This is a genomic window from Microcystis aeruginosa FD4 (assembly GCF_009792235.1).
GTDB lineage: Bacteria > Cyanobacteriota > Cyanobacteriia > Cyanobacteriales > Microcystaceae > Microcystis > Microcystis viridis.
Genome location: NZ_CP046973.1, coordinates 4,649,599 through 4,670,880 on the forward strand (window position 1 = coordinate 4,649,599; position 21,282 = coordinate 4,670,880).

Sequence of the window (21,282 nt, forward strand, 5' to 3'; positions counted from 1 at the left end):
TACAGATATTGTATGAGAGTTTTGGTTATTGGCGGAGACGGCTATTGTGGTTGGGCAACGGCACTCCATCTATCAAATATAGGTTACGAAGTAGGCATACTTGATAGTTTAGTTCGTCGCTATTGGGACTTACAATTAGGCTGCGATACCTTAACACCGATCGCACCCATATCTCATCGGATTCAACGCTGGCAAGATCTAACGGGAAAATCGATCGATCTTTTTGTCGGGGATATTAATGACTACGACTTTCTGATTCAATCCCTGCGACAGTTTCAACCAGACACCATTGTTCACTTCGGAGAACAGAGATCTGCACCCTTCTCCATGATCGATCGCGAACACGCAGTTTTAACCCAAGTTAACAACGTGGTTGGCAATTTAAACATCCTCTACGCGATGAAAGAGGAATTTCCCGAAGCGCACCTAGTGAAACTGGGAACCATGGGTGAGTATGGCACACCGAATATAGATATTGAAGAAGGCTACATCACGATCGAACATAACGGTCGTAAGGATACTTTACCCTATCCCAAACAGCCCGGCAGTATGTACCATCTCAGCAAAGTCCACGATAGCCATAATATCCATTTTGCCTGTCGAATGTGGGGTTTAAAAGCCACAGATCTCAATCAAGGGGTGGTTTATGGAGTCCTCACCGAAGAAACGGGAATGGATGAGATGTTAATTAACCGTCTCGATTACGATGGGGTTTTTGGTACTGCTTTAAACCGTTTTTGTATTCAAGCGGCGATCGGTCATCCCCTAACAGTGTACGGTAAAGGTGGTCAAACGCGAGGATTTTTAGATATCCGCGATACCGTGCGTTGTTTGGAATTAGCGATCGCTAATCCCGCTCAATCGGGGGAATTTCGCGTTTTTAACCAATTTACCGAACTGTTTAGCGTCGGTGACTTGGCACTGATGGTGAAAAAAGCTGGTTCTGCATTAGGGTTAAATGTGGAGATTAACAATCTTGACAACCCGCGCATCGAGTTAGAGGAACATTATTTTAACGCTAAAAACACGAAATTACTCGACCTAGGCCTACAACCTCACTATCTCTCCGATTCTCTCCTCGATTCCCTCCTAAACTTCGCCACCAAGTATAAAAATCGGGTAGAGATGAATCATATCCTACCAAAAGTCACTTGGAAACGATAATTTATTCGTCAATGATAAGTTAAGGATGGGTTACTTGCCCATCCTTTCTGTTTTTCTCCAGAAATCGAGCATTGCAGTTGTCACCCGATTTTGCTCGTGTTAGGACACACTGGGGCAAGATTAATGTGTAGCCTAGATATAACTGGACTTCCCCCATACAGAAATACTAAAAAATCAACAAAACCCTTACTGCATGGGGCTTCTCAGAAAAAGTTGACAAGCCGCTACTGGGTACATTTTCCCTTGAAAATGGCTGTACCGTTGACTGTATCTGGAGTAGAGCGATGACCTAGAGTTGGCTGTATAGTGATCGCTAACCTTATTGTAACAGATGGTGTCATTAATCTCTAGAGTCAGCGATTCCCTCTGTAGCCATGTTTTTGATGGTTTTCTGCCCCGAAACAAGCTATAATGGTCGAAAGGTCAAATTTGAAAATTTTTGCCTCAAACCCTATCTGCGTAAGGACTTCAGGATTTTGTCTCCAGTAGTCCATTAGTATTATATTGCTTTAACTCAGGCTCTGTAAGACTTTTAGCCATAGCTAGTATGTTTATACGGGGGAAGTCCAGATATAACCTTAATTTGGCAAATTCAAGTCTGAATTGGCCTATGTCTAAGATGTGGACGGCTCATTTTTGGGTCTGATTTGTTTTTGTTAATGATCAGACAGTACCTGATGAGCCTTTCTTTGTCAACTCTTGAGGTTGATGCGTTTCATTTTTGAATTGGCGACTTCTCAATCCCTCCTTTGGTCTTAAGATTATTTGCCTATGGCTAATCAATCGCTTCTAAAAACCTATTTTGTAACTTGCATTTTTCTAATCACCATCGCAAATCGTCAAAAAATATGAGAAAACTAGCTTGGCAAAAACTGGCTCCCTTGTTACTTTGTGGTTTAATTGCTACGGGTTGTGATCAAGACAAAAATTCTTTAACGGAACCAATCAATTGGCAATCCATATTATCGGAAAGTTTGGCAGATTTAGACATAGAAAATATTTCCATTGATCAGCTTTTAGGAATTTTAAATAGTCTCTCACTTTTTTCTGACGATATCATAGGAATTGACGAAAACTGTCTGGCCGAGAGCGGAGATATCGGCAGCTCCCTAGTCAGCAACAGAAGCCTTACCTGTCAATTACAATTGAGTAATGGCGAATGGGTAAGTATTGTTGTTAACCGAGATTTATTCGGCCTTGACAATATCCCTAATAATAACCTTCAATCAGGTCCCTCATTTACTTTTGACCCCCCGGGAGAAACAACCACAAATCCCGACCCAGAAATTAGAAATCCTGTGGGCGAAAATTGGCTTTCAGTAGAAACAATGACGGGTAATTGGGGTTCAATCGATAATTGGGGTTCAGCAGGAGTAACGGTTAATTGGGGTTCAGCAGGAGTAATGGGTTCAATCTATAATTGGGGTTCAGCAGGAGTAATCACGGGTAATTGGGGTTCAATCGATAATTGGGGTAATTGGGGTTCAGCAGGAGTCATCGATTATTCGGGTATTTCCACTTCTCCGATTCCGTTCGATCCTTTTAATACCGGGCAGCCGGTTAATGTATCGGAATCAAACTCGATCGCCAGCTTAGGATTTTTCAGTATTTTACTGTTCGGACAAAGAACATTCCAATATTTTCGCCGACAATATCAGGCCAAGAAAATGAAAAAATAGGCAGCAGTCCCTTAATCCGCACTGATGGGAATTATTGGGGAGCATCTCACTTTTGTAACCCCTAAATCAGGTTTTTATGTCAAGCTATTTTGAAAGCCTTGCTAGAAACCAGTTTTATGGATAAATATAATTACGGTTCTTCCGAACTTACACTGTAGAAAATTCCTCAAGCTCCCCCTCTGCCCAGCAAGTCTCTAAAGTTGATAAATATCAATTTAACAAAAACTCAAAGCCTTAGTATATAAGCTTTACAAGCATAAGTTATTGATAGTTTTACATGACAGGTTCGATAGAGCCATAATTACTCACTTGCATAAATGAGATGCTCCCGAATTATTGTCGTCCGCGGTTGCGGGAATTAGGGCGACGTTCCTGCATTAATTGGGAAAATTCCGTTCTTTGAGCGGGAGTCAACACTTGACGAATTTCCAAAAAACTCTCAAATTGCAGGTTACTCATTTCTTGGCGATTCCGAGAGATTTGCTGATGTTTAGAGCGGATATCTCGATCGGAGGCATTATTCGATAATAAACTATTTAATTCTTGTTCGTTGCTTCTCAGGGTTTCTCGCAACTTTTTGGTTTTTTCCTGATATTTCTGACGAATAGCGGCAACTTTTGACTTTTGCTCATCGGTAAGGTTCAATTGTTCGATTAGTCCTTCTCTAGAATTATCCACCCGACGGGGACGACTCTCAGGACGCTGGGGAGAGCTAGTTTGAGCAATAAATAGACGATCTTGGGGATAGGATAGCACAGTGGCACTTGGGACTAGGTTAACGGCCAGAGTTAAAGCCATGGTTGTGCCGAGAATCGAGAGAGTAGAAAGGGACATAATTGACCTCCACAAAGAAATTAAGGATTATAGATAGAATAGGTGAGTTGAGGCTCGTTTAAGCTCATCCAAGGGGAACTATAAACGCTAGGAGCAGCAATCGGTGGAGCGATGCTATGGTTCCAACTCTCCACTAAAAAACCTTCTAACTCTTCGTCGGAAATTTGGCTCAGTTGTGGATGAGGATGAGACCAACGATAGGAAGCAAAAATCAGCGCCGATAAGGCAGTAATACCAGTGATCAACCCCAATAAAGACGGCAATTTTGGAGAAGTTACTGGTTTTTCTAGCCTAATCATTTGCATTAACTGTTCTTCTTCATCTATCGGTCGCGGTGGCAGCGATGGACGATAGCGACGCAGAAAATTAACGACTTTGTCATCTTCTGGGGACATTAGAGAACTCCTTGTTTTTGCAAAAATTGACCCATGGTTTTACGCGCATAATGAAGGCGTGATTTCACCGTACCGAGGGGAATTTCTAAGATTTGGGCGATTTCCTTTTGGGGTAAGTCTTCTAGATCGTGAAGGACAAGGACAGCGCGATGTTCTAAACTGAGAATTTCTAACCCTTGTCGGACTACTTCCTCATAATGCAATTGCATCAAATCAGGACTATCTTGGGGACGGGATTCGCTATCAAGGGAGTTTTCCTCATCAGTGCTTTTGGCGATCCTCATTTGTCTTTTGGCTAATTGTCGCCGACCATCGATCGCCACATTCCAAGTGATCCGATAAACCCAAGTGGAAAAGTATTCGGGTGAACGCAATTTCGGCAACCCGTGCCACACTCTTAAAAATACCTCCTGGACAAAATCCTCTAGGAATTCCTGTCCACAGAGTTGATAGAGAGTAGAGCGGATTTTTGGTTGATAAAGACGGTAAAGGTGACGAAAAGCACCCCGATCACCCCTTTGACATTTTAAAATTAACTCTCGATCGCTCACAATTGTTTGCTTATCGGTTATCACCTCGATCATTCCCCTCACCCCTAGCTGCTTGTCCGTTTAGACTAGGGGGTGTCAAGAATGGTTCATAACCAGTTATCAGTTATCAGTTATCAGTTATCAGTTATCAGTTATCAGTGATCAGTTGTCAGTTATCAGTTATCAGCTTTTTTCTCCCCACACCCCACACCCCACTTCCATCACCGATGTCGGGGGGGTTGGGGGGGTCACACCCCACACCCCACACCCCACTTCCATCACCGAGGGAGTAATTGTTGATAGAAATCCAATTGTTTTTGAGCGAGGGCTTTATTAGTATAATTGGTCATTACTCTCTGATAACCCCTCTGGCCTAATTCTTGAGCGCAGCTGGGATTATCTAAGAGAGTTTGTATAGATTTAGCCAGTGCTTCCCCATCTTTTTCGGGAAAAATTAAACCCGTATCAGCAATAACAAAGGGAATTTCTCCTGAATCAGAACCAATAACAGGAACCTGACAGGCCATAGCTTCAATTAAGACATGACCGAATTGTTCTTTCCAACCGACGGCCGTTAAGGTTTTGACCTGATAGGTGATTTCTGAAGGCAAAACTAAAGTGTTCATCAGGTTAATATAATTAACTACTTGATCGTGGGGAACACTTTCCACTATCATCAAGCGATCGCTTATTCCTGCGGCTGTAGCTTCGCTGACTATTTTATCTTTCAGGATGCCCCGACCTAACAATAATAACTTCCACTTACCTGTTAATTTAGTTACAGCTTTAATCAGCGTTAGAATGCCTTTCTCTTCCACAAAACGACCGACAAAACCAATCACAAATTCATCGCTTTCAATGCCTAAAGAGCGGGCTAAATCGGGTTGCTTGCTGGGGGAAAAAAGAACTTCATCCACTCCTAATTGTGGTAAAACGGTGTATTTACCCCTGTAACCCCGTTCTTTTAAAACATCTACCCCGTCCTGATTACCAGCGATTAAACCATCGGTATTTTTCAGGTTATAAGCTTCTAACCAAGAGATGGGAAATTTAGGAGTATAGGGAAGATTCCACCAAGTAAAAAATACATTTTTAGCCCGGAGATTTAAGAGACGATTCAGAGTAATAAATTGTGCATAACCGAGAGATTTAGAACCCTGTTCCACCTGAATAATATCGGGTCTAAATTTTTGCAATAAAGGAATTATATCATTGCCAAAAGTTAATAAAGCTTGGTTATTCTGGCTAAAATTAGAGATAGGAATAACTCGGAAATTGTCGGCTATTTTCGGTTGACTTTCAATGATTTTATTTTGGACTCCTCCCGGTTGCCAACGTTGGGGAACAACAATAGTAACTTCAATATTGGGATTTAATCTTGTCAGGGCGCGCAGTTTCTCACAGTTGAGATCAACGACATAGGTATGACTAGCGACTAAAATTCTCATAGATTATCTAGTTTTGTATAAATTTGGCCATCATTCCAGAGGGACTTAACTTGAGTTTTCAGAGCATCCAGAAAACCTAAACTATAAAAAATTCCCCTAGAGAGGATTTTAATCGGGGAACCACCTTTATTACAGGGAGGATTGCCAAGAACGTGACAATCAAATAATTTAGCATAGAGTCGCAATTGTTGAGTGGGAGTGAGATTTTTCAGGGCCATCAGAAAGTGATTATGATAAAAGGTCGTCTGATAACTCAAAGAACGAGTGCTAATATCATGACAGCCGCCGGTTTCTTCCCCTAAATGAACCAGATAAGCGGTGGGATCGTACCAGACATGATAGGGAGTCTGGCGTAACCTTAAGCAAAAATCCGATTCCTCGCGCACGGCACTGCCACGAAAGCGTTCATCGAACCAAATGCCGTATTTAGTAAATATATCCTTACGGAAAGACATATTACAGCCCCGGGCTGAGATTACCTGCTGGGGTTTAGTGGTGTGGACAAGATCGATGTAATACCAAGCAATGCCCGGATCCATGGCTTGGGGGGGTAAAAAGTCGATTTCGTAGGGTTTGCTGGTATCTGTCACCATTTTTTGGGAGTCACCCAATTTCATGCGATCGAATACCCGACCGGCCACTACACCTATCTCAGGGTTCTTGACAAAATTCTCACTATGTGCTTTGAGATAATTATCCGGTAGCCGCACATCATCATCGATAAAAAGAACGATATCGCCCTGGGCGCGACGGACTCCATAATTTCTCGCACCGGGTAAACTCGCCCAATCCAGCCGATACCAGCTAATTTTGTGCTGATTAGCCAGATTTTCTAGATAGGATTGTAGGGCGGGGCTGTGGGTAGCGGTCTGGTCGATAACTAATACCTCAAAATCGGGATAATCCTGTTTGAGTAGGTCATCGAGGGTATCTTTAAGAGGCTCTTCGCGTCGATAGGTGGGTATGATGACAGAAATCGAGGGAAAATTCATAGCAGTAATCAGTAATCAGTAATCAGTGATCGGTAAACAGTGGCTCTCTTGGACATTGGGTGAAAAATGTTCGTAATGTTACATTATGGGCGCAAGCAGTTCGATCAACTCACTGACCACGTTGCGTCCCTACCGCTGCGCGGTGATTGGTAGGGGCGTATAGCGTACGCCCTTTCTTCGCTCAGATCAGCTTAGGGACTTGCGTGGGAATAATATCCCAGCTTTGAAAATCGCTCTGTAGAAGAATCAGACCAGCCAGATGGCACAGGATCAAAGCGCAAGTCCCTTATTGGAAGGTGGCTCTCGAAGGCTCTCGCCCTACTTAGGGTGATCAGCAAACCCCCGCAGCGCGGAGGGCGCAAGCCTTGCGCCCCTACAGTAACGGATTTTGTCCACAATGTAGGGGCGAACTGCGTTCGCCCAAAAGGTACATTATCAAAGCGCAAGTCCCTTATCACCATAACTCCAAGAGAGCCTAAACAGTAAACAGTAAACAGTAAACAGTAAAAAGACAGTAGGAAACTTCTATTTAATACTGCACAGTTAAAAACTCAAATCTGATAACTGATAACTGATAACTGAAATCCCTAACACCCAACACCCATATTTCAAGCTAAAGAAATACCTTTGCGTTTAAATTTTAAGCCCTTTTTGGAGGATTTTGTGGCGGTTTCCCCCGCCAGGATTTTGGCTTCTTGTTCCTGTTTTTCGATAACGGGTAATCTAAAAATTACGCCCGCGAATATCCAGTAATAAACGCCGACAGGATCCGTATCGAGGGCATACCAATAGGGAAGATAGGCAACAAAGAGCAGCAAAACCCAATAACTACCGGCAAAACCTCGCAGAGTCGGATCTTTGAGGGAACGATAGGTGCGAAAGGCCAGATAAACTAGATGGGTCATAAATATCATGTACAAGGTAAAACCAATGTATCCCAACTCGAATAAAACTTTACTGTGATAGGTTTCCACAAAAGAAATATCACCGAAAACCCTAGCAGAAGCTGTGGCCACACCAAGTCCACGACCTAAAATACCGCCCTGATTACGGATCGCAAAATCCAACTGTTCTTGAATAAAAGCGGTGGGGGGACTCTGTTGCCAACGGCCGATGGCACTATCGTAGCGTTGTTGGACAAAATCGGGGTTAAGGAAAGAAAAACCGATAGCTAGAAGTAAAGTGGCGGCAAAAATGATCGGCAAAAATCTTTTTAAGTTAGCGATTTGTCCCGTAAGAATCGTCATCAGACCAATAATCATCGGTACGGCAAAGAAAGCTAATCTTTGCCCAGAGATCACTGCATTAATAAAAACTAGGGTTAAACCCACCAGGGCTGCTAGTCGCCATTTTTGGGAAGTTTCACTAAAGGCACTGGCATAACAAATTACGGCACTAGAGACCAAAAACCAGGCCCAGTGCCAGGGGGAAACAAAGGTACCCGGTAGACGGATCATATTCACTTCCGGGCTATAAACTAATGCCCCGCCGACCAAACACCTTGCCTCTAAGGTGGCTTTGTATAGTAAATCACCCGCGTAGCCTCTAGTTCCTACACAACGACCGGTTTTCAGCATCCAGTATTGCATTAGTCCTAGGACACAACAAATAATCGCTACAGTCACTAAGAGACGACCAAAAAATAATAGGGTGGGTTTGTCTTTGATTAAGTAATAAGTGCAGAAGATCAAGGGGACATAACCTAGCAAAACTTTAAATCCTAATAGTCCTTGCAGAAAAGTCTCACTTGGCCGACAGGGAATTGCGCTCAAACGGCCATCCCTAAACACACTCATCCCAGCCACGGAGTCGCAGGTGGGCAAAAATTGTCTCTGTAAATTGACGGCTAATAGACAGACTACACAGAAAACAAAGATTAATAATAGGGTTGTACCTAATTGTTTCGGGACAATAATCGGTAATCGCTTTTTTCGACATTCTAAAACTAAGGCGATTAAAGCGGGTAGATAAAAGATATCTTTACTTAGCTGGAGGATTTGACCACCCCCCAACCAATAGATGATAGTGCCATTGAAGGGGAGATAGATAATAAATGCCCAAAGAGCCGTGCGAGGATAGCTAAAGGAGAAAACTCCTAAAATTAAGGCTAAACTTACGGCAGCTCCTATCTTGGCATCAAATAATAAGCTGAGGGGTAATCCGAGCAAAATTGCCACACAAATGGCAAAAATAATCAACCCCGTTAACTTTTGTTTCTTTTGCCTTTCTTCTTTTTTGAGGGCAAATTTCTCTTTGATGTTAAGCGGGGGACTATCAGCTTTTGTTTGGCCTTGTTTATTCTTTTTTTTCTGGCGATCGATACTTAGTCCAGTCATAATTATCCCTTGCTAGGCTAGGCTAAGGGCATTATAATCCCTGTCCCCCTCGATCGACTACAAAAGATAGCTTCGCACCGCTTCCACTAGCCTTTCTGTCCAAAAATTGGCTAATTCTAGGGTTTCCGCTTCCACCATCACCCGAATTAGTGGTTCTGTCCCAGAAGCGCGCACCAAAATTCGGCCTTTTTCTGCCATGGCTGTCTCAGCTTTGCGGATTTCTCGCCGCAAAGGTTCACATTGCTGCCAATTACGTCGCACTTCTCTATCTTCCACCCGCACATTGCGTAAAATCTGCGGATAGGTGACAAAGCTATGATCGACTAAATTAGCCAGGGAAGATCCAGATTTCTGCAATAAAGCCGCTAAATGTAGGGCGGTTTGCATTCCATCCCCAGAAACGCCGTAATGATGGCAGAGAATATGACCAGATTGTTCACCCCCTAGCATGGCTCCAGTTTCCCACATTTGCGCCTGAACGTGCTGATCGCCCACGGCAGTCCGCAAGAATTGACCCCCCAGTTTTTGCCAAGCGCGTTCAAAGCCTAAATTAGCCATCACCGTTGCTACTAATAACCCATCCGGTAGCTGTCCAGCTTCTAAGAGGGAACGACCCCAAAAATAGAGGATATAATCGCCATCTACTACTCTACCCTGACTATCCACGGCCAGGACTCGATCGGCATCGCCATCGAAGGCAAACCCTAAATCCGCTTGCTGATTAATCACCGCCGCCTGTAAGCTTTCTAAATGGGTAGAACCACAATTAACGTTAATGCGATCGCCGTCGGCTCGATCATGTAAGCAGATAACTTCCGCCCCCAGAGTTTGGAATACTAAAGGTGCTAGGTTAACGGCTGCCCCCCAAGCTAGATCCAAAACTATTTTTAATCCCGATAGGTTAATATCCGTCCCGACGGAAGCAATCACAGCTTGATAATATTTTTGGATTAATTCGGGACAAAAAGTCGCTTTTCCCCAATTTACTGGTTTATCCGCTAATTCTAAATTGCCCCTTAAACCCGCTTCTATCTGTGCGGCTAAACTGCCAGATAATTTTAAACCGCTGCTGTCAAAAAATTTAATGCCGTTATCTTCAGGAGGATTATGACTGGCAGAAATCATGATCCCCCCCATCGCTTCGCTTTCTCTGGTTAAATAGGCGACGCAGGGAGTGGGACATAATCCCAGTTGCCAGACTTCTATTCCCGCCCAAGTTAAACCCGCAGTGATAGCATTGGCTAACATATCACTGGAATTACGCGAATCTTGACCGATAATTACCGGTTTGGTGACACCAGCTTGATTTTTTAATACCTGTCCTGCCCAAAATCCGATTTGTAGCGCTAGGGGGGCAGTTAATAATTCTCCCACTTGGCCGCGGATTCCGTCCGTGCCAAACAGGGGTGATGGCGGTAATTCAATCAAACCTGCTAAGGATAACAGGGGATGCGATCGAGCTTTTTGCCCATTTTGATACGATAGAGAAGCTACCATGGCCGATTCCTTTCCTCACACGACACATTCAGAGAATAACATGATCACCGATTTTTTCAAATCAATGTTCCCAGTTGACCTTAATCCTCCTTTCAGGGTTCCTTACATCTGGTGTGGGGTGTGGGGTGTGGGGTGTGGGGTGTAGGGTGTGGGGTGTAGGGTGTGGGGTGTGGGGTGTGGGAATTATAAATTATAAATTATGAATTGGGGTGTGGGGTGATGGGGAAGTGGGGAAGTGGGGAAGTGGGGAAGTGGGGTGATGGGGAAGTGGGGAAGTGGGGAAGTGGGGTGATGGGGAAGTGGGGAAGTGGGGAAGTGGGGAAGTGGGGAAGTGGGGAAGCTGTCTCATCACCCTATCATCCCAAAACCCTATCACCCCAAAACCCTATCACCCCAAAACCCTATCACCCCAAAACCCTAAAACCCCAAAACCCTAAAACCCCAAAACCCTATCACCCTATCTCCTGTCTCCTGAATCCTGCTTCCTGAATGAAGATTGTTGATTTTTGCGGGAGGTCTAATCAAGGAACCTAGGTTATTTGGTAAGCTGAAACGGTAATCTTGACCCCCGAATGCGCGTGCTGATCAGTGTTGTCATCCCTACCTACAATCGCCAAGCAATCTTAAAAAAATGTTTACTCGCCCTAGAAAATCAGCGTTTAACCGATAATAAGGTGGAAAACTACGAAATAGTCCTGGTCGATGATGGTTCTACCGATGGGACGATCGCTTGGCTAGAAAGTCACAAAGCTAATTTACCCCATCTGCAACTGTGGCAACAGGACCACGGCGGACCAGCGATCGCTAGGAATCTGGGGGTAGAAAAAGCTAGTGGTGATACGATTATTTTTATCGATAGCGATCTGGTAGTGACAGAAAATTTTTTGCAAGCCCACGCCGATGCTTTAACCGCCGGGGCAGCAAGTCTCGGCAGTGATCGCTTATTTACCTACGGCACTGTCATTAATACCTGTAACTTTGACCATCCCACCAGTGAACCCTATAAAATCACCGATTTCTCCGCTGCCTATTTTGCCACGGGCAACGTAGCGATCGCTAAAAAATGGTTATTAGCAGCGGGATTATTTGATACCCAGTTTCAACTCTACGGTTGGGAAGATTTAGAATTAGGGATGAGATTGAAGCAATTAGGACTAAAATTAATCAAATGTCCAGAAGCCGTTGGTTATCATTGGCATCCCCCCTTTAATCTCGCTCAAATTCCCAATCTCATCGATAAGGAAATTCAACGGGGACGAATGGGAGTGCTTTTTTATCAAAAACATCCCACCTGGGAAGTGCGGATGATGATTCAAATGACTTGGATTCATCGACTGTTGTGGGGTTTACTTTCCCTAGGAGGAACCCTGAATGAACGCAGCCTCTCCCCGCTGTTGCAATGGTTAATCGATCGAGGTAAACCGCAATTAGCCCTAGAAATTGCCCGCATTTTTCTCAATTGGTACAACGTGCGCGGCGTTTATCAAGCTTATCGGGAAATGCAGCTTCAGTGAAATGTCTTACCGAACACCGCTGACAGCGTTTCTCATAAAGATGAGGTATGACTGGATTTGGCATCGACCATCGACTCCCTAAAACCAGAGACTTTGTACCTCACCGTCGAGATAACTGCGATAAAGATCAACATTGGCCGAGAAAAAACAGAATATTTTCTTTCTTTTTCTGATAATTGCTGCCACAATCAAAAGCAATCGGCATAGAGAGCAGCGGTTTCGAGGCTCGATTGCCGAAAATACTGACCAAGTTTGCCCCTTGTTAATTATCGTCTGAGATTGGGCATATTAGAAGTAAATTTTCTTATAGGAGGAATCCCACAATGAGTATCGTCGATATTTTAATCGGTTTTGTCGGTGGAGGTGCGATCGGGGGTGGGGCTTTATATACCCTCCAACAGGGAAAAATCAGGGAAGCACTGCAAAAATATGAGAAAATTCGGGCGGCTTTAGGTGAAACCGAAGCGGAGTTAAAAGATACCAAAGGACAGTTAAAAATACTCGATCTCTCCGAAGAACGGATTCGCAATATCGAAGCCACCTATAGAGAAGAAGTGGCTAAATTGCAGAAAGAGTTAGAAGATAGCCAAGGGCGTTTACCAGAGGCAGCCAGCGCAAATCCCGCTCAAGCCGTGGAAGTTGCCTATAAAACCCAAATTCAGGAACTTCAACAGGAATACGAAGCTAAAATCGAGGAATTGCGCCAAAGCTATCAAAGTCAAATTCAAGAGATGATAGACGGGAAGCAAGGGGAAATGGAGTCCCTGCGTCAAAGTCAACAGACGCAGATTCTAGAATTAGAAAATGGCTATCAGTCGCAAATTCAACAACGAGAACAGGGTTATCAAAGCCAACTGTTAGAACCAGAAAACGCCCGCCAAGCAGTAGTGGCGGAACTGCCCATTCAAGAAGATGATCAAATCACTGAAATCGTCGAACCCTGGGATGATTTCCCCGATAGTCCCAGTGCCGAAGAAATGAATCCTTTTGATGGTTTTGTCACTGAAGAAACCCTAGGATTAGAACCAGAATTTGCTCCTGAAGCGCTGGTAGAAACGCCCATTTCTGAATCAGAGTTCGCCAGTGAAGTGAATCCTTTTGATGGTTTCGTCACTGAAGAAACCCTAGATTCGGCAGCAGAATTAACTCCTGAGATGGAGATGTTTGGCGGCTTTGAAAGCCTAGAAGGAAATCTGGAAATAGAACCAGAATTCGCCCCAGCAATGGAGACATTTGACGGTTTAAACGGCAGGGAAGAAACCTTAGTTTCTCCAGAAGAAATGACTATGGTTGAAGATTTTCCCGTCATGGAAGAACAAGCAATATCTGACTGGGAGATGTCCGCTGCTGAGATAGAATTTCTCAAGGCTCTACAATTAGAGGAAGAAACTAGAACGATCAGTAACCTAGAAGAATTATCAGGTAATTACAATCAGAGCTTCAGTCAAGAAACCGTTATCAGTGACACCAGTTTCTCTGATTTATTACTCACCGACGCAGAAAAATTCGCTGATGATCAAAATTTTCTAGATGAGTTATTTGCCGATACTGCTGACAGCAATAGCTCCGAATTATTCGATCCTTTTGCTGAAGAAACCCCTAAAGTTGAAGCTAACGACAAAAAAGGTTCTTCTGTTCTGAGTAACCAAGAAGAACTAGATTTCTTCAGTATGTTGGATAATGAAGAAACGGGAAATCTAGAATCCCTGCCTTCTGAGGAAGAACTGTCCCTTGATGATCTATTTAGCGATGATTTATTCTCGGATGGGGACAATAGCAAAACCACGACGCTAGAATCTCATCAGTAGGCAGATTGCCCGCTATGAAGGCAGAAGACAGAATTTCTTCCCCGCCCGATTTCTGGCTTCTGACTTTCTTGCCTCAAAGTGACGACCGACTCCCCAAAACGAAAACCTCATAAGCTGTTGACTATCTAAATTACTCGTTAAGATTGCAGGGGAGCGCTGGAGCTGCGGAGCGGGGAGAAGTAGTTTGAGCATTTGTACTAAAATTTCCAATACGCAGTTTAAATTCAGTACAGCTTACCTCACCATTAATACTAAATCCTGTTTAAAAGGTATAGGGGAGCGGGGAGTGGGGAGTGGGGAGTGGGGAGTGGGGAGAAACAATCGATAACTTGGGAGTTAATCACACTATTAAAAACAAATTTGCTATCAAAATCTAGCATCTGTAGGGATTTTCTCCCATCTATGGCAGTTATCTTAATGATGAGGTAGGAAGTTTTCCTTTTAGGGGAGTCAGTCCTCGGTCGTCGATGGCAAATTAGGTTAGACTTCATCTTGATGGGAAAGGCTGTAAATATTCCACATTTGTTGATAAGCAGTTTCTAAATCTCTGGTAAATTGTTTAGCATTCCAGAGGGGAGATGTATGACGAGACTTTCGGAGTTTACAACGGACTTCTTCTCTTAAATTTTTATCCAATCCTAACTTAATTCCCCACTGCACATATTCTTCATCACTCCAAGCTATACCCTCGGTTATTCCCGCATTCATCATTAAAGTATAACCGTTGCGTGATGACCATTGTTGCCCCACTTTAACCACCAGAGGAATTCCCATCCAGAGGGTTTCTAGGGTGGTTGTACCACCATTAAAGGGATAGGTATCCAAAACCACATCAGCGATGGCTAAATTTGCCCTGTAGGTTTCCGTATTATAGAGAGGAACCATCTTAATTCGATTAGTTTCTACCCCAACTTCTGCAGCAATTTGACAGCATAAATCCCAGAGGGAATTAGCATCAGCAACTCCCTGAATCAGGAAATAACTATTAGGTACGGATTTGATGATTTGCATTTGTAAGCGAATCATCGCCGGATTACGCTTAATTGCTGTTTGAGAACTTAGATAAATAACCGCATCGTTATTAATACCTAAATTTTCTCTTCGCAGGGTAGGAACTGCAATTTCAAACCCATCCACAGCGACGAAAGCATCAGGTAAACGCCAGATTTTTTCTTGATAATATTCTTGGGCATTTTCTGGCAATACATAAGGGTCTGCTAAAAGATAATCTACTGAGGGTAAACCGGAACCATCAAAACCTAACCAGTTAACTTGAATAGGGGCAGGTTTAAGGGCAATAACTTGGGCGACAATTGCTCCAGTACCACTATCTAAATCTATCAGAATATCGATGTTATCTTCTTTAATTTTGCGGTAGGTTGCTAAGGAATCAGCAGTAGCATGATAGATTTTATCTGCGGGATTAGAAAACCATTTTTTAGTTATTTCATCCACAGGTTGACTCACCAGATAAAGGTGAATATCAAACTGCTCACGATTGTGATAACTAATAGTCCAACGACTCAATAAACCCACGGGATGACGTTTTAAGCTTTGGGCAATGTAACCAATTTTAATTTTTTTATTTGCATTATCTTCTCTAGGTTTGTCAAAACTTTCCTCCTGAAAACCTAGCATTGCTTTGTAGGTTTCTTGAAAAAAACTGCCAATCTGATTTAAAATTAGTCGATTCTCTTTCGGGTTATCTTCATAGTAAGAAATCGGATTCATAACTGTTAGTAACGCTTCCCGCACTAAGGGATGTATATCTTGAGGTTTTTCTTGTAAGAATTGTCTAATTAAATGTTTATACTCTTGACAAATACTAGGAATGTCATTCCATTTTGAGGATCGCAAAGAAGCATTAAAGAGAAGAGATTGACTAAACATTTTTAAATCAATGGTTTGACTTTTATCTTGCAACTTATTGACTAAATTTATGGCTTTTTCATAGTCAGGTAAAGAGATATAAAACCAAAACAGATTAACCGCTAAGTACCAACTTTCGGGATAAAGGGGAAGAAAAGCTTCCGCTAAGTCAACGGAATAAATAGGTTGATATTTCTCAAAAGCAAAGCTTCCGGTAATAGTTATGACGTGATTAAGTAATTCTAGAGAATTGTCAAGATAGGGTAAACTTAACCGAACTAATTCTATGGTATATTCATGAGCGTAAGGTATGACGGCAATTACTACCCTTTCCAATAATTGAGAGTTAACTGAACCCTGAGTAATTAATTCTAGTATTTGCCATTCTTGCAGTTGTTGAGGATGAAATCTATTTAATTTAATTTCAACGAGAGTTAAATGCAGTAAATTATCGAGATAACTGGGATTAATTTCCTGTAGATGTTTACGAATTAACCAACTGATTTCTAGATTTTCTAACTCTAATTGTCGGTTAGCTTCGGCTGCTAAAATATTGCTTAATTCTAGCATCCATGAATCAGTTTCCTGTTCTTCTACTTGAGTGAAAACAAATAACCAAGTAGCTTGTGCTTCTTCTTCCCTAGCTTCCAAAAGATAGGATAATCCTAAATACCAATAATGACTAATTTCTAGGGGTTCTCTTTCTATCAGTTCTTGATAAAACTGGCTAACAATATCGTATTGATTGTTTTCTAAAGCGGTTTTAACTTCATTGTGCCAAGACATGATTTAATTCTCCCTGATTAACTTTCACAATAGATTTGCCACATTTGACGATAGGCATTTTCCACATCTTTAGTAAACTGACGTGCATTCCAAAGCGGTGCTGTTTGACGAGAAGCTTGCAATTGCAAGGCTATTTTTTTTCTTAATTCCTCATCCATTCCCAATTTTATTCCCCACTGAATATACTCCTCATCACTCCAAGCAATACCCTCGCTAATTCCCGCATAAGTCATAAAAGTATAACTGTTACGACTGGCCCATTGTTGTCCAACTTTTGTCACTACAGGAATACCCATCCAAAGAGTTTCTAGAGTAGTGGTTGCACCACTATAGGGATAGGTATCGAGTACCACATCGGCAATTTGGAGATTAGCGCGATGAATTTCTTCCTTAGCAACTCCTGAGAGAAAGCGCAATCTATTTTCATCGATTCCTTCCTCTTTAGCAATGCTGATAAATAAATCTTTGATAAGCTTTTCACTTCCTGCACCTTTGATTAATAAATAACTTTTGGGTACTGCTTTAATAATCTGCATTTGTAAGCGAATTGTGGCAGGATTTCTTTTTAATCCCACTTGCAAAGTTAAATAAGTAATTGCCTCTGCCGGTATGTTTAAATCCTGTCGGGTTAGCGTTGGTGTTCCGATTTCAAATCCATCCACGGACAGATAACAGTTAGGTAAGCGCCAAAGCTTCTCTTGATAAAACTCTTGGGCATTTTTTTCTAGAACTAAATCATCCACAATAAAGTAATCAATCGCAGGTATTCCCGCGGCATCTAGTCCTAACCATGTCACCTGAATTGGTGCGGGTTTAAGGGCCATAACTCGACAGGTGTTATCATTAGTGATGCTATCTAAATCTACTAAAATATCGATGTTATCTTGATTAATTTTTTCGGCAATAATTTGGGGATTGGCTGGTAAATTATCATACTTATACACTTTATTTTTAAACCATTGTTCCGTAATATCGTCCTCGACTTGATTGACTAGGTAGAGATGAATATTAAAGTCGTCTCGTTGATGATAATGAATTAACCAGCGACTTAAAAACCCAACGGAATGTCGGCGTAAAGTATTGGCAATATAGCCAATATTTAGCTTTTTATTGACATCTTTAGGTCTCTGGGAATCGATAGTAACCTGATTAAATCTTTTTCTAACTGCCTCTTGAAACAGTTTAGCTAACTGATTAGTTAACCAGCGATTACCCACTAAGTCATCTTTTAAATAAGCTAAGGGAGAAGTGATAAAAATAACCTCAGCTTGATTTCTAATTGGACATTGATGCTGTTCTAAATTATTTTGAATTGCTTGATAATATTCTTGGATTTGATTGTCAATATTTAACCAATTACCTGCTAAAAGTTCCGTATAGAGTAGCAGATAAACACTATCCAGTTTTGATCCTTTATCACTGGCTAAATTCCTGATTTTATTGACAGTTTTCATGGCCAACTCAAAGTTACCAGTATCGAAATAGTATTGATGAATTTTATACAAAAGTGGTAAGTGATCGGGTATAATATCTAGACAGCTAAGAGTCAAAATAAAAGCATTAGTTTTATCGCTATAATAAATCTTTTCAATATGTTGTTCGATAATTTCCAATATTGCCGATTGTTGTGACTCTATTTTTAAAAGGGTTATGATGATATCTAAAACTTCTTGCGCTGGCCAATCTAGAAGTTTATAGATTGTGTGTAGGAGTAAATTTGTATCGAAAGTTTCTAACTTGTCCGAATTAATTAAATCAACTATTTGCCAATCTTTAAGTTTTTGAGGATAAAAATATTCTAGCTTAATTTCTAACAGGACTAGATATAATAAATTTTCTAGGTTATCTGGATTTATCTGGTAGATATGCTGACGAATTACCCAGCTTAATTGCCAATTTTTTAGCGTCACTTGTCTTCGCGCTTCCCCATCTAAAATATTGACTAAATCTGCTGTCCACCCCATCACTTCCTCTTCATCCCCTTGACTGAGGACGAATAACCATATCGTTTGTGCTTCTTCTTCTCTTCCTTGCAAAAGATAGGACAATCCTAAATACCAATAATAACTAATTTCTAAGGGGTCTCTTTCTATCAGTTCTTCATAAAACTGACTAACAATATCGTATTGATTGTTTTCTAAAGCGGTTTTAACTTCATTTTGCCAAGACATGGTTTAATTCTCCCTGATTAACTTTCACAATAGATTTGCCACATTTGACGATAGGCGCTTTCCACATTTTTAGTAAACTGACGTGCATTCCAAATCGGTGAAGTTTTTCTAGATTCATCTAATTTAGCGATAACTTTGCGTCTCAATTGTTCATCCTTACCCAACTTAATTCCCCAATCGATATACTCCTCATCACTCCAAGCAATACCCTCACTAATTCCCGCATTAACCATTAAAGTATAACTATTTCTCGATGACCATTGTTGACCAACTTTTGTAACCAAAGGTATCCCCATCCACAGTACATCTAAAGTCGTCATTCCTCCCGTAAAAGGATAGGTATCTAAAACCACATCAGCTATCCTTAAATTTGCTCGATAAATTCCTGTGGGATAGAGGGGGAAGATTTTTAATCTCTCATAATTAATTCCTTCTTCCTCGGCAACTTTGAAAAATAATTTTTCTACTGATTTAGCATCACTTAACCCTTGAATACTCAAATAACTATTAGGAACTGCCTTTAAAACTTGTAGCTGAAGTCGAATAGTTTCAGGGTTACGTTTAACCCCCGTTTGTACGGTTAAGTAATTAATTGCATCCTCTGGAATCCCTAAATCATCCCTTCGGAGAGAGGGAGAAGCAACCTCGACACCATCCACACAAATATAGGAATTAGGTAAGCGCCAAATTTTTTCTCGGTAATATTCCTGTGCAGCTGCTGGTAAAACGTAATTATCAGCAAGATAGTAATCAATTGCTGGAATTCCTGACGCGTCAAAACCTAACCAAGTCACTTGTATTGGTGCGGGTTTTAGTGCCATGACTTGACAAGTTGTGTTATTAGTGATGCTGTCTAAATCTACTAAAATATCAATGTTATCTTGACTAATTTTTTCAGCAATTAGCGGCGGATTAAAAGGTAAATTATAGCAGGCATTTACCCGATTTTTAAAATCATTTTCAGTGATAAGGTCTTCTTTTTGAGATACTAGGTATAAAGATACATGAAACTGGTTATAGTCATGATACTTCATTAACCATCTAGAGATTAATCCGATAGAATGATTATATAAAGTATGGGCAATATAGCCAATTTTAAGAACTTTTTTGGTATCTTTAATAGTCGATTTTTGCCAGGGATGACAGTTATACTTATTGCGAACATATTCCTGAAAAAGTTGACCAACACAATTATTAATATAACGGGTTTTTCTTGGGTTATCTTCTAGATAAACTAGAGGGGATAAAATTGTTAGGGATGGTTTATCCAATAATCTTGGACATTCTCGATTAGTGATACTTTTTTGCAAGGATTCTGTATATTCTTCAATATCTGCCTTAATATCGACCCAATTACCACTAAATAATTTAACATAAAGAGCAATAAAATCAGCGACAGCTTGAGAAGGCAACCCTTGACAACTTGTTTTTAATTGATTAGCTACTTGGATAGCAGCGGGAAAATCTCGATTATCAAAATAACATTGATAAAGTTCAGCTAACAGATAAATTTGCTCTGGTTCCACTGCTAAACAAGTATTAATAATATCAATAGCCAATGGTTTATTATTAATGGCTAGAGAAGTTACTTTAGCTTCTACTACTTTGATAAAAGTTTGTCGCTGACAGTTAGATTGAAATATTGCCTCTAAGTAAGGGACGGTTTCTGGTATCTGAGAATCGAGAAATTTTTCTAAAACTTCTTCCAATAAACTTAACTCTAGACTCTGGAAATCATTTGTTTTTAACACATCAACAAATAACCAAGTTTTTAACTGCTCTTGATCAAAATAATTCAAATCAATTGCTAATAAAATAAACCGCAGTAAATTATCAATATTATCGGGACTAATCTCGCGAATATGTCCTCGAATTAACCAACTGGTTTCTAAATTGCCTAACTCTAATTGTCTTCGCGCTTCCCCATCTAAAATATTGACTAAATCTGCTGTCCACGCAGTCATTTCCTGTTCATCCCCTTGACTGAGGACGAATAACCAAGTAGTTTGTGCTTCTTCTTCCCTAGCTTCCAAAAGATAGGCTAATCCTAAATACCAATAATGACTAATTTCTAGGGGTTCTCTTTCTATCAGTTCTTGATAAAACTGGCTAACTTGCCAGAAATCTCCTTGGATAATTGCCGGTTCAACTTGGGAATGCCAAGACATAAGTATTTATCGTTAAGTGTCTCTACTAGCGTACCCAAATAGAAGCAAAATTTTTCTATATAAGTAAAATTTATCAGTCGCTCAGGGGTTT

Annotated in this window: 15 protein-coding genes; 5 read left to right on the forward strand and 10 right to left on the reverse strand. The window is 41.3% G+C overall.

What is annotated here, in order from left to right:
* Nucleotides 1-12 precede the first annotated feature (12 nt).
* The gene (locus tag GQR42_RS23200) at nt 13-1,164 is read left to right on the forward strand and encodes an NAD-dependent epimerase/dehydratase family protein (protein WP_158201783.1); all 1,152 of its coding nucleotides are present in this window, start codon (nt 13-15) and stop codon (nt 1,162-1,164) included.
* Between the two features lie 848 nt (nt 1,165-2,012).
* A complete protein-coding gene (locus tag GQR42_RS23205; protein ID WP_158201784.1) occupies nt 2,013-2,843 on the forward strand; it encodes a hypothetical protein in 831 nt (276 codons plus the stop codon).
* Between the two features lie 333 nt (nt 2,844-3,176).
* Here the strand turns inward: GQR42_RS23205 and GQR42_RS23210 are convergent, their stop codons facing one another.
* The 7 genes from GQR42_RS23210 to glmM all read right to left on the reverse strand — a co-directional run bounded on the left by GQR42_RS23210 (nt 3,177) and on the right by glmM (nt 10,875).
* Nucleotides 3,177-3,677 carry a Spy/CpxP family protein refolding chaperone gene (locus GQR42_RS23210; RefSeq protein ID WP_158201785.1) on the reverse strand — a complete coding sequence of 167 codons (501 nt, stop codon included), beginning with the start codon at nt 3,675-3,677 and terminating at the stop codon, nt 3,177-3,179.
* 20 nt (nt 3,678-3,697) lie between these two features.
* Nucleotides 3,698-4,072 carry a hypothetical protein gene (locus GQR42_RS23215; protein WP_158201786.1) on the reverse strand — a complete coding sequence of 125 codons (375 nt, stop codon included), beginning with the start codon at nt 4,070-4,072 and terminating at the stop codon, nt 3,698-3,700.
* The gene (locus tag GQR42_RS23220) at nt 4,072-4,656 is read right to left on the reverse strand and encodes a sigma-70 family RNA polymerase sigma factor (RefSeq protein WP_158201787.1); all 585 of its coding nucleotides are present in this window, start codon (nt 4,654-4,656) and stop codon (nt 4,072-4,074) included. Before GQR42_RS23220 ends, GQR42_RS23215 begins: the two co-directional genes overlap by 1 nt.
* Nucleotides 4,657-4,880: 224 nt before the next feature.
* Complete coding sequence (gene hpsO / locus GQR42_RS23225; protein ID WP_158201788.1) at nt 4,881-6,050, reverse strand: hormogonium polysaccharide biosynthesis glycosyltransferase HpsO; 1,170 nt, start codon at nt 6,048-6,050, stop codon at nt 4,881-4,883.
* Nucleotides 6,047-7,042 (reverse strand): hormogonium polysaccharide biosynthesis glycosyltransferase HpsN, encoded by a 996-nt coding sequence (gene hpsN / locus GQR42_RS23230; protein WP_158201789.1) that lies wholly within the window; start codon nt 7,040-7,042, stop codon nt 6,047-6,049. The genes hpsO and hpsN overlap by 4 nt, the downstream gene beginning before the upstream one ends.
* A gap of 608 nt (nt 7,043-7,650) precedes the next feature.
* Entirely contained in the window at nt 7,651-9,378 is a 1,728-nt protein-coding gene (hpsL, locus tag GQR42_RS23235; RefSeq protein ID WP_158201790.1) for a hormogonium polysaccharide biosynthesis protein HpsL, read from the reverse strand.
* A gap of 57 nt (nt 9,379-9,435) precedes the next feature.
* Entirely contained in the window at nt 9,436-10,875 is a 1,440-nt protein-coding gene (gene glmM, locus GQR42_RS23240; RefSeq protein ID WP_158201791.1) for a phosphoglucosamine mutase, read from the reverse strand.
* Between the two features lie 219 nt (nt 10,876-11,094).
* Between glmM and GQR42_RS23245 the strand changes: the two genes are divergently transcribed.
* The 3 genes from GQR42_RS23245 to GQR42_RS23255 all read left to right on the forward strand — a co-directional run bounded on the left by GQR42_RS23245 (nt 11,095) and on the right by GQR42_RS23255 (nt 14,197).
* Nucleotides 11,095-11,364: a hypothetical protein gene (locus GQR42_RS23245; protein WP_158201792.1), complete on the forward strand. Its 270-nt coding sequence runs from the start codon at nt 11,095-11,097 to the stop codon at nt 11,362-11,364.
* Between the two features lie 83 nt (nt 11,365-11,447).
* The gene (locus GQR42_RS23250) at nt 11,448-12,389 is read left to right on the forward strand and encodes a glycosyltransferase family 2 protein (protein ID WP_158201793.1); all 942 of its coding nucleotides are present in this window, start codon (nt 11,448-11,450) and stop codon (nt 12,387-12,389) included.
* A 323-nt stretch (nt 12,390-12,712) separates the two neighbouring features.
* Nucleotides 12,713-14,197, forward strand: coding sequence for a hypothetical protein (locus tag GQR42_RS23255; RefSeq protein ID WP_158201794.1), 1,485 nt, complete (start codon nt 12,713-12,715; stop codon nt 14,195-14,197).
* 480 nt (nt 14,198-14,677) lie between these two features.
* Here GQR42_RS23255 and GQR42_RS23260 read toward each other — a convergent pair whose 3' ends face one another.
* Genes GQR42_RS23260 through GQR42_RS23270 form a run of 3 tightly spaced genes read right to left on the reverse strand, consistent with a single transcriptional unit; the run spans nt 14,678 to nt 21,191 of the window.
* Nucleotides 14,678-16,852, reverse strand: coding sequence for an O-linked N-acetylglucosamine transferase, SPINDLY family protein (locus tag GQR42_RS23260; RefSeq protein ID WP_158201795.1), 2,175 nt, complete (start codon nt 16,850-16,852; stop codon nt 14,678-14,680).
* Between the two features lie 17 nt (nt 16,853-16,869).
* Nucleotides 16,870-19,023: an O-linked N-acetylglucosamine transferase, SPINDLY family protein gene (locus tag GQR42_RS23265; protein WP_158201796.1), complete on the reverse strand. Its 2,154-nt coding sequence runs from the start codon at nt 19,021-19,023 to the stop codon at nt 16,870-16,872.
* Nucleotides 19,024-19,040: 17 nt separating this feature from the next.
* A complete protein-coding gene (locus GQR42_RS23270; RefSeq protein ID WP_158201797.1) occupies nt 19,041-21,191 on the reverse strand; it encodes an O-linked N-acetylglucosamine transferase, SPINDLY family protein in 2,151 nt (716 codons plus the stop codon).
* Nucleotides 21,192-21,282 lie beyond the last annotated feature (91 nt).

Excerpts from the sequence above, each read along its gene's own strand:
- GQR42_RS23200 (WP_158201783.1), top strand. The coding sequence starts at position 13 with ATGAGAGTTTTGGTTATTGGCGGAGACGGCTATTGTGGTTGGGCAACG.
- GQR42_RS23205 (WP_158201784.1), top strand. The coding sequence starts at position 2,013 with ATGAGAAAACTAGCTTGGCAAAAACTGGCTCCCTTGTTACTTTGTGGT.
- GQR42_RS23210 (WP_158201785.1), bottom strand. The coding sequence starts at position 3,677 with ATGTCCCTTTCTACTCTCTCGATTCTCGGCACAACCATGGCTTTAACT.
- GQR42_RS23215 (WP_158201786.1), bottom strand. The coding sequence starts at position 4,072 with ATGTCCCCAGAAGATGACAAAGTCGTTAATTTTCTGCGTCGCTATCGT.
- GQR42_RS23220 (WP_158201787.1), bottom strand. The coding sequence starts at position 4,656 with ATGATCGAGGTGATAACCGATAAGCAAACAATTGTGAGCGATCGAGAG.
- hpsO (WP_158201788.1), bottom strand. The coding sequence starts at position 6,050 with ATGAGAATTTTAGTCGCTAGTCATACCTATGTCGTTGATCTCAACTGT.
- hpsN (WP_158201789.1), bottom strand. The coding sequence starts at position 7,042 with ATGAATTTTCCCTCGATTTCTGTCATCATACCCACCTATCGACGCGAA.
- hpsL (WP_158201790.1), bottom strand. The coding sequence starts at position 9,378 with ATGACTGGACTAAGTATCGATCGCCAGAAAAAAAAGAATAAACAAGGC.
- glmM (WP_158201791.1), bottom strand. The coding sequence starts at position 10,875 with ATGGTAGCTTCTCTATCGTATCAAAATGGGCAAAAAGCTCGATCGCAT.
- GQR42_RS23245 (WP_158201792.1), top strand. The coding sequence starts at position 11,095 with ATGGGGAAGTGGGGAAGTGGGGAAGTGGGGAAGTGGGGTGATGGGGAA.
- GQR42_RS23250 (WP_158201793.1), top strand. The coding sequence starts at position 11,448 with ATGCGCGTGCTGATCAGTGTTGTCATCCCTACCTACAATCGCCAAGCA.
- GQR42_RS23255 (WP_158201794.1), top strand. The coding sequence starts at position 12,713 with ATGAGTATCGTCGATATTTTAATCGGTTTTGTCGGTGGAGGTGCGATC.
- GQR42_RS23260 (WP_158201795.1), bottom strand. The coding sequence starts at position 16,852 with ATGTCTTGGCACAATGAAGTTAAAACCGCTTTAGAAAACAATCAATAC.
- GQR42_RS23265 (WP_158201796.1), bottom strand. The coding sequence starts at position 19,023 with ATGTCTTGGCAAAATGAAGTTAAAACCGCTTTAGAAAACAATCAATAC.
- GQR42_RS23270 (WP_158201797.1), bottom strand. The coding sequence starts at position 21,191 with ATGTCTTGGCATTCCCAAGTTGAACCGGCAATTATCCAAGGAGATTTC.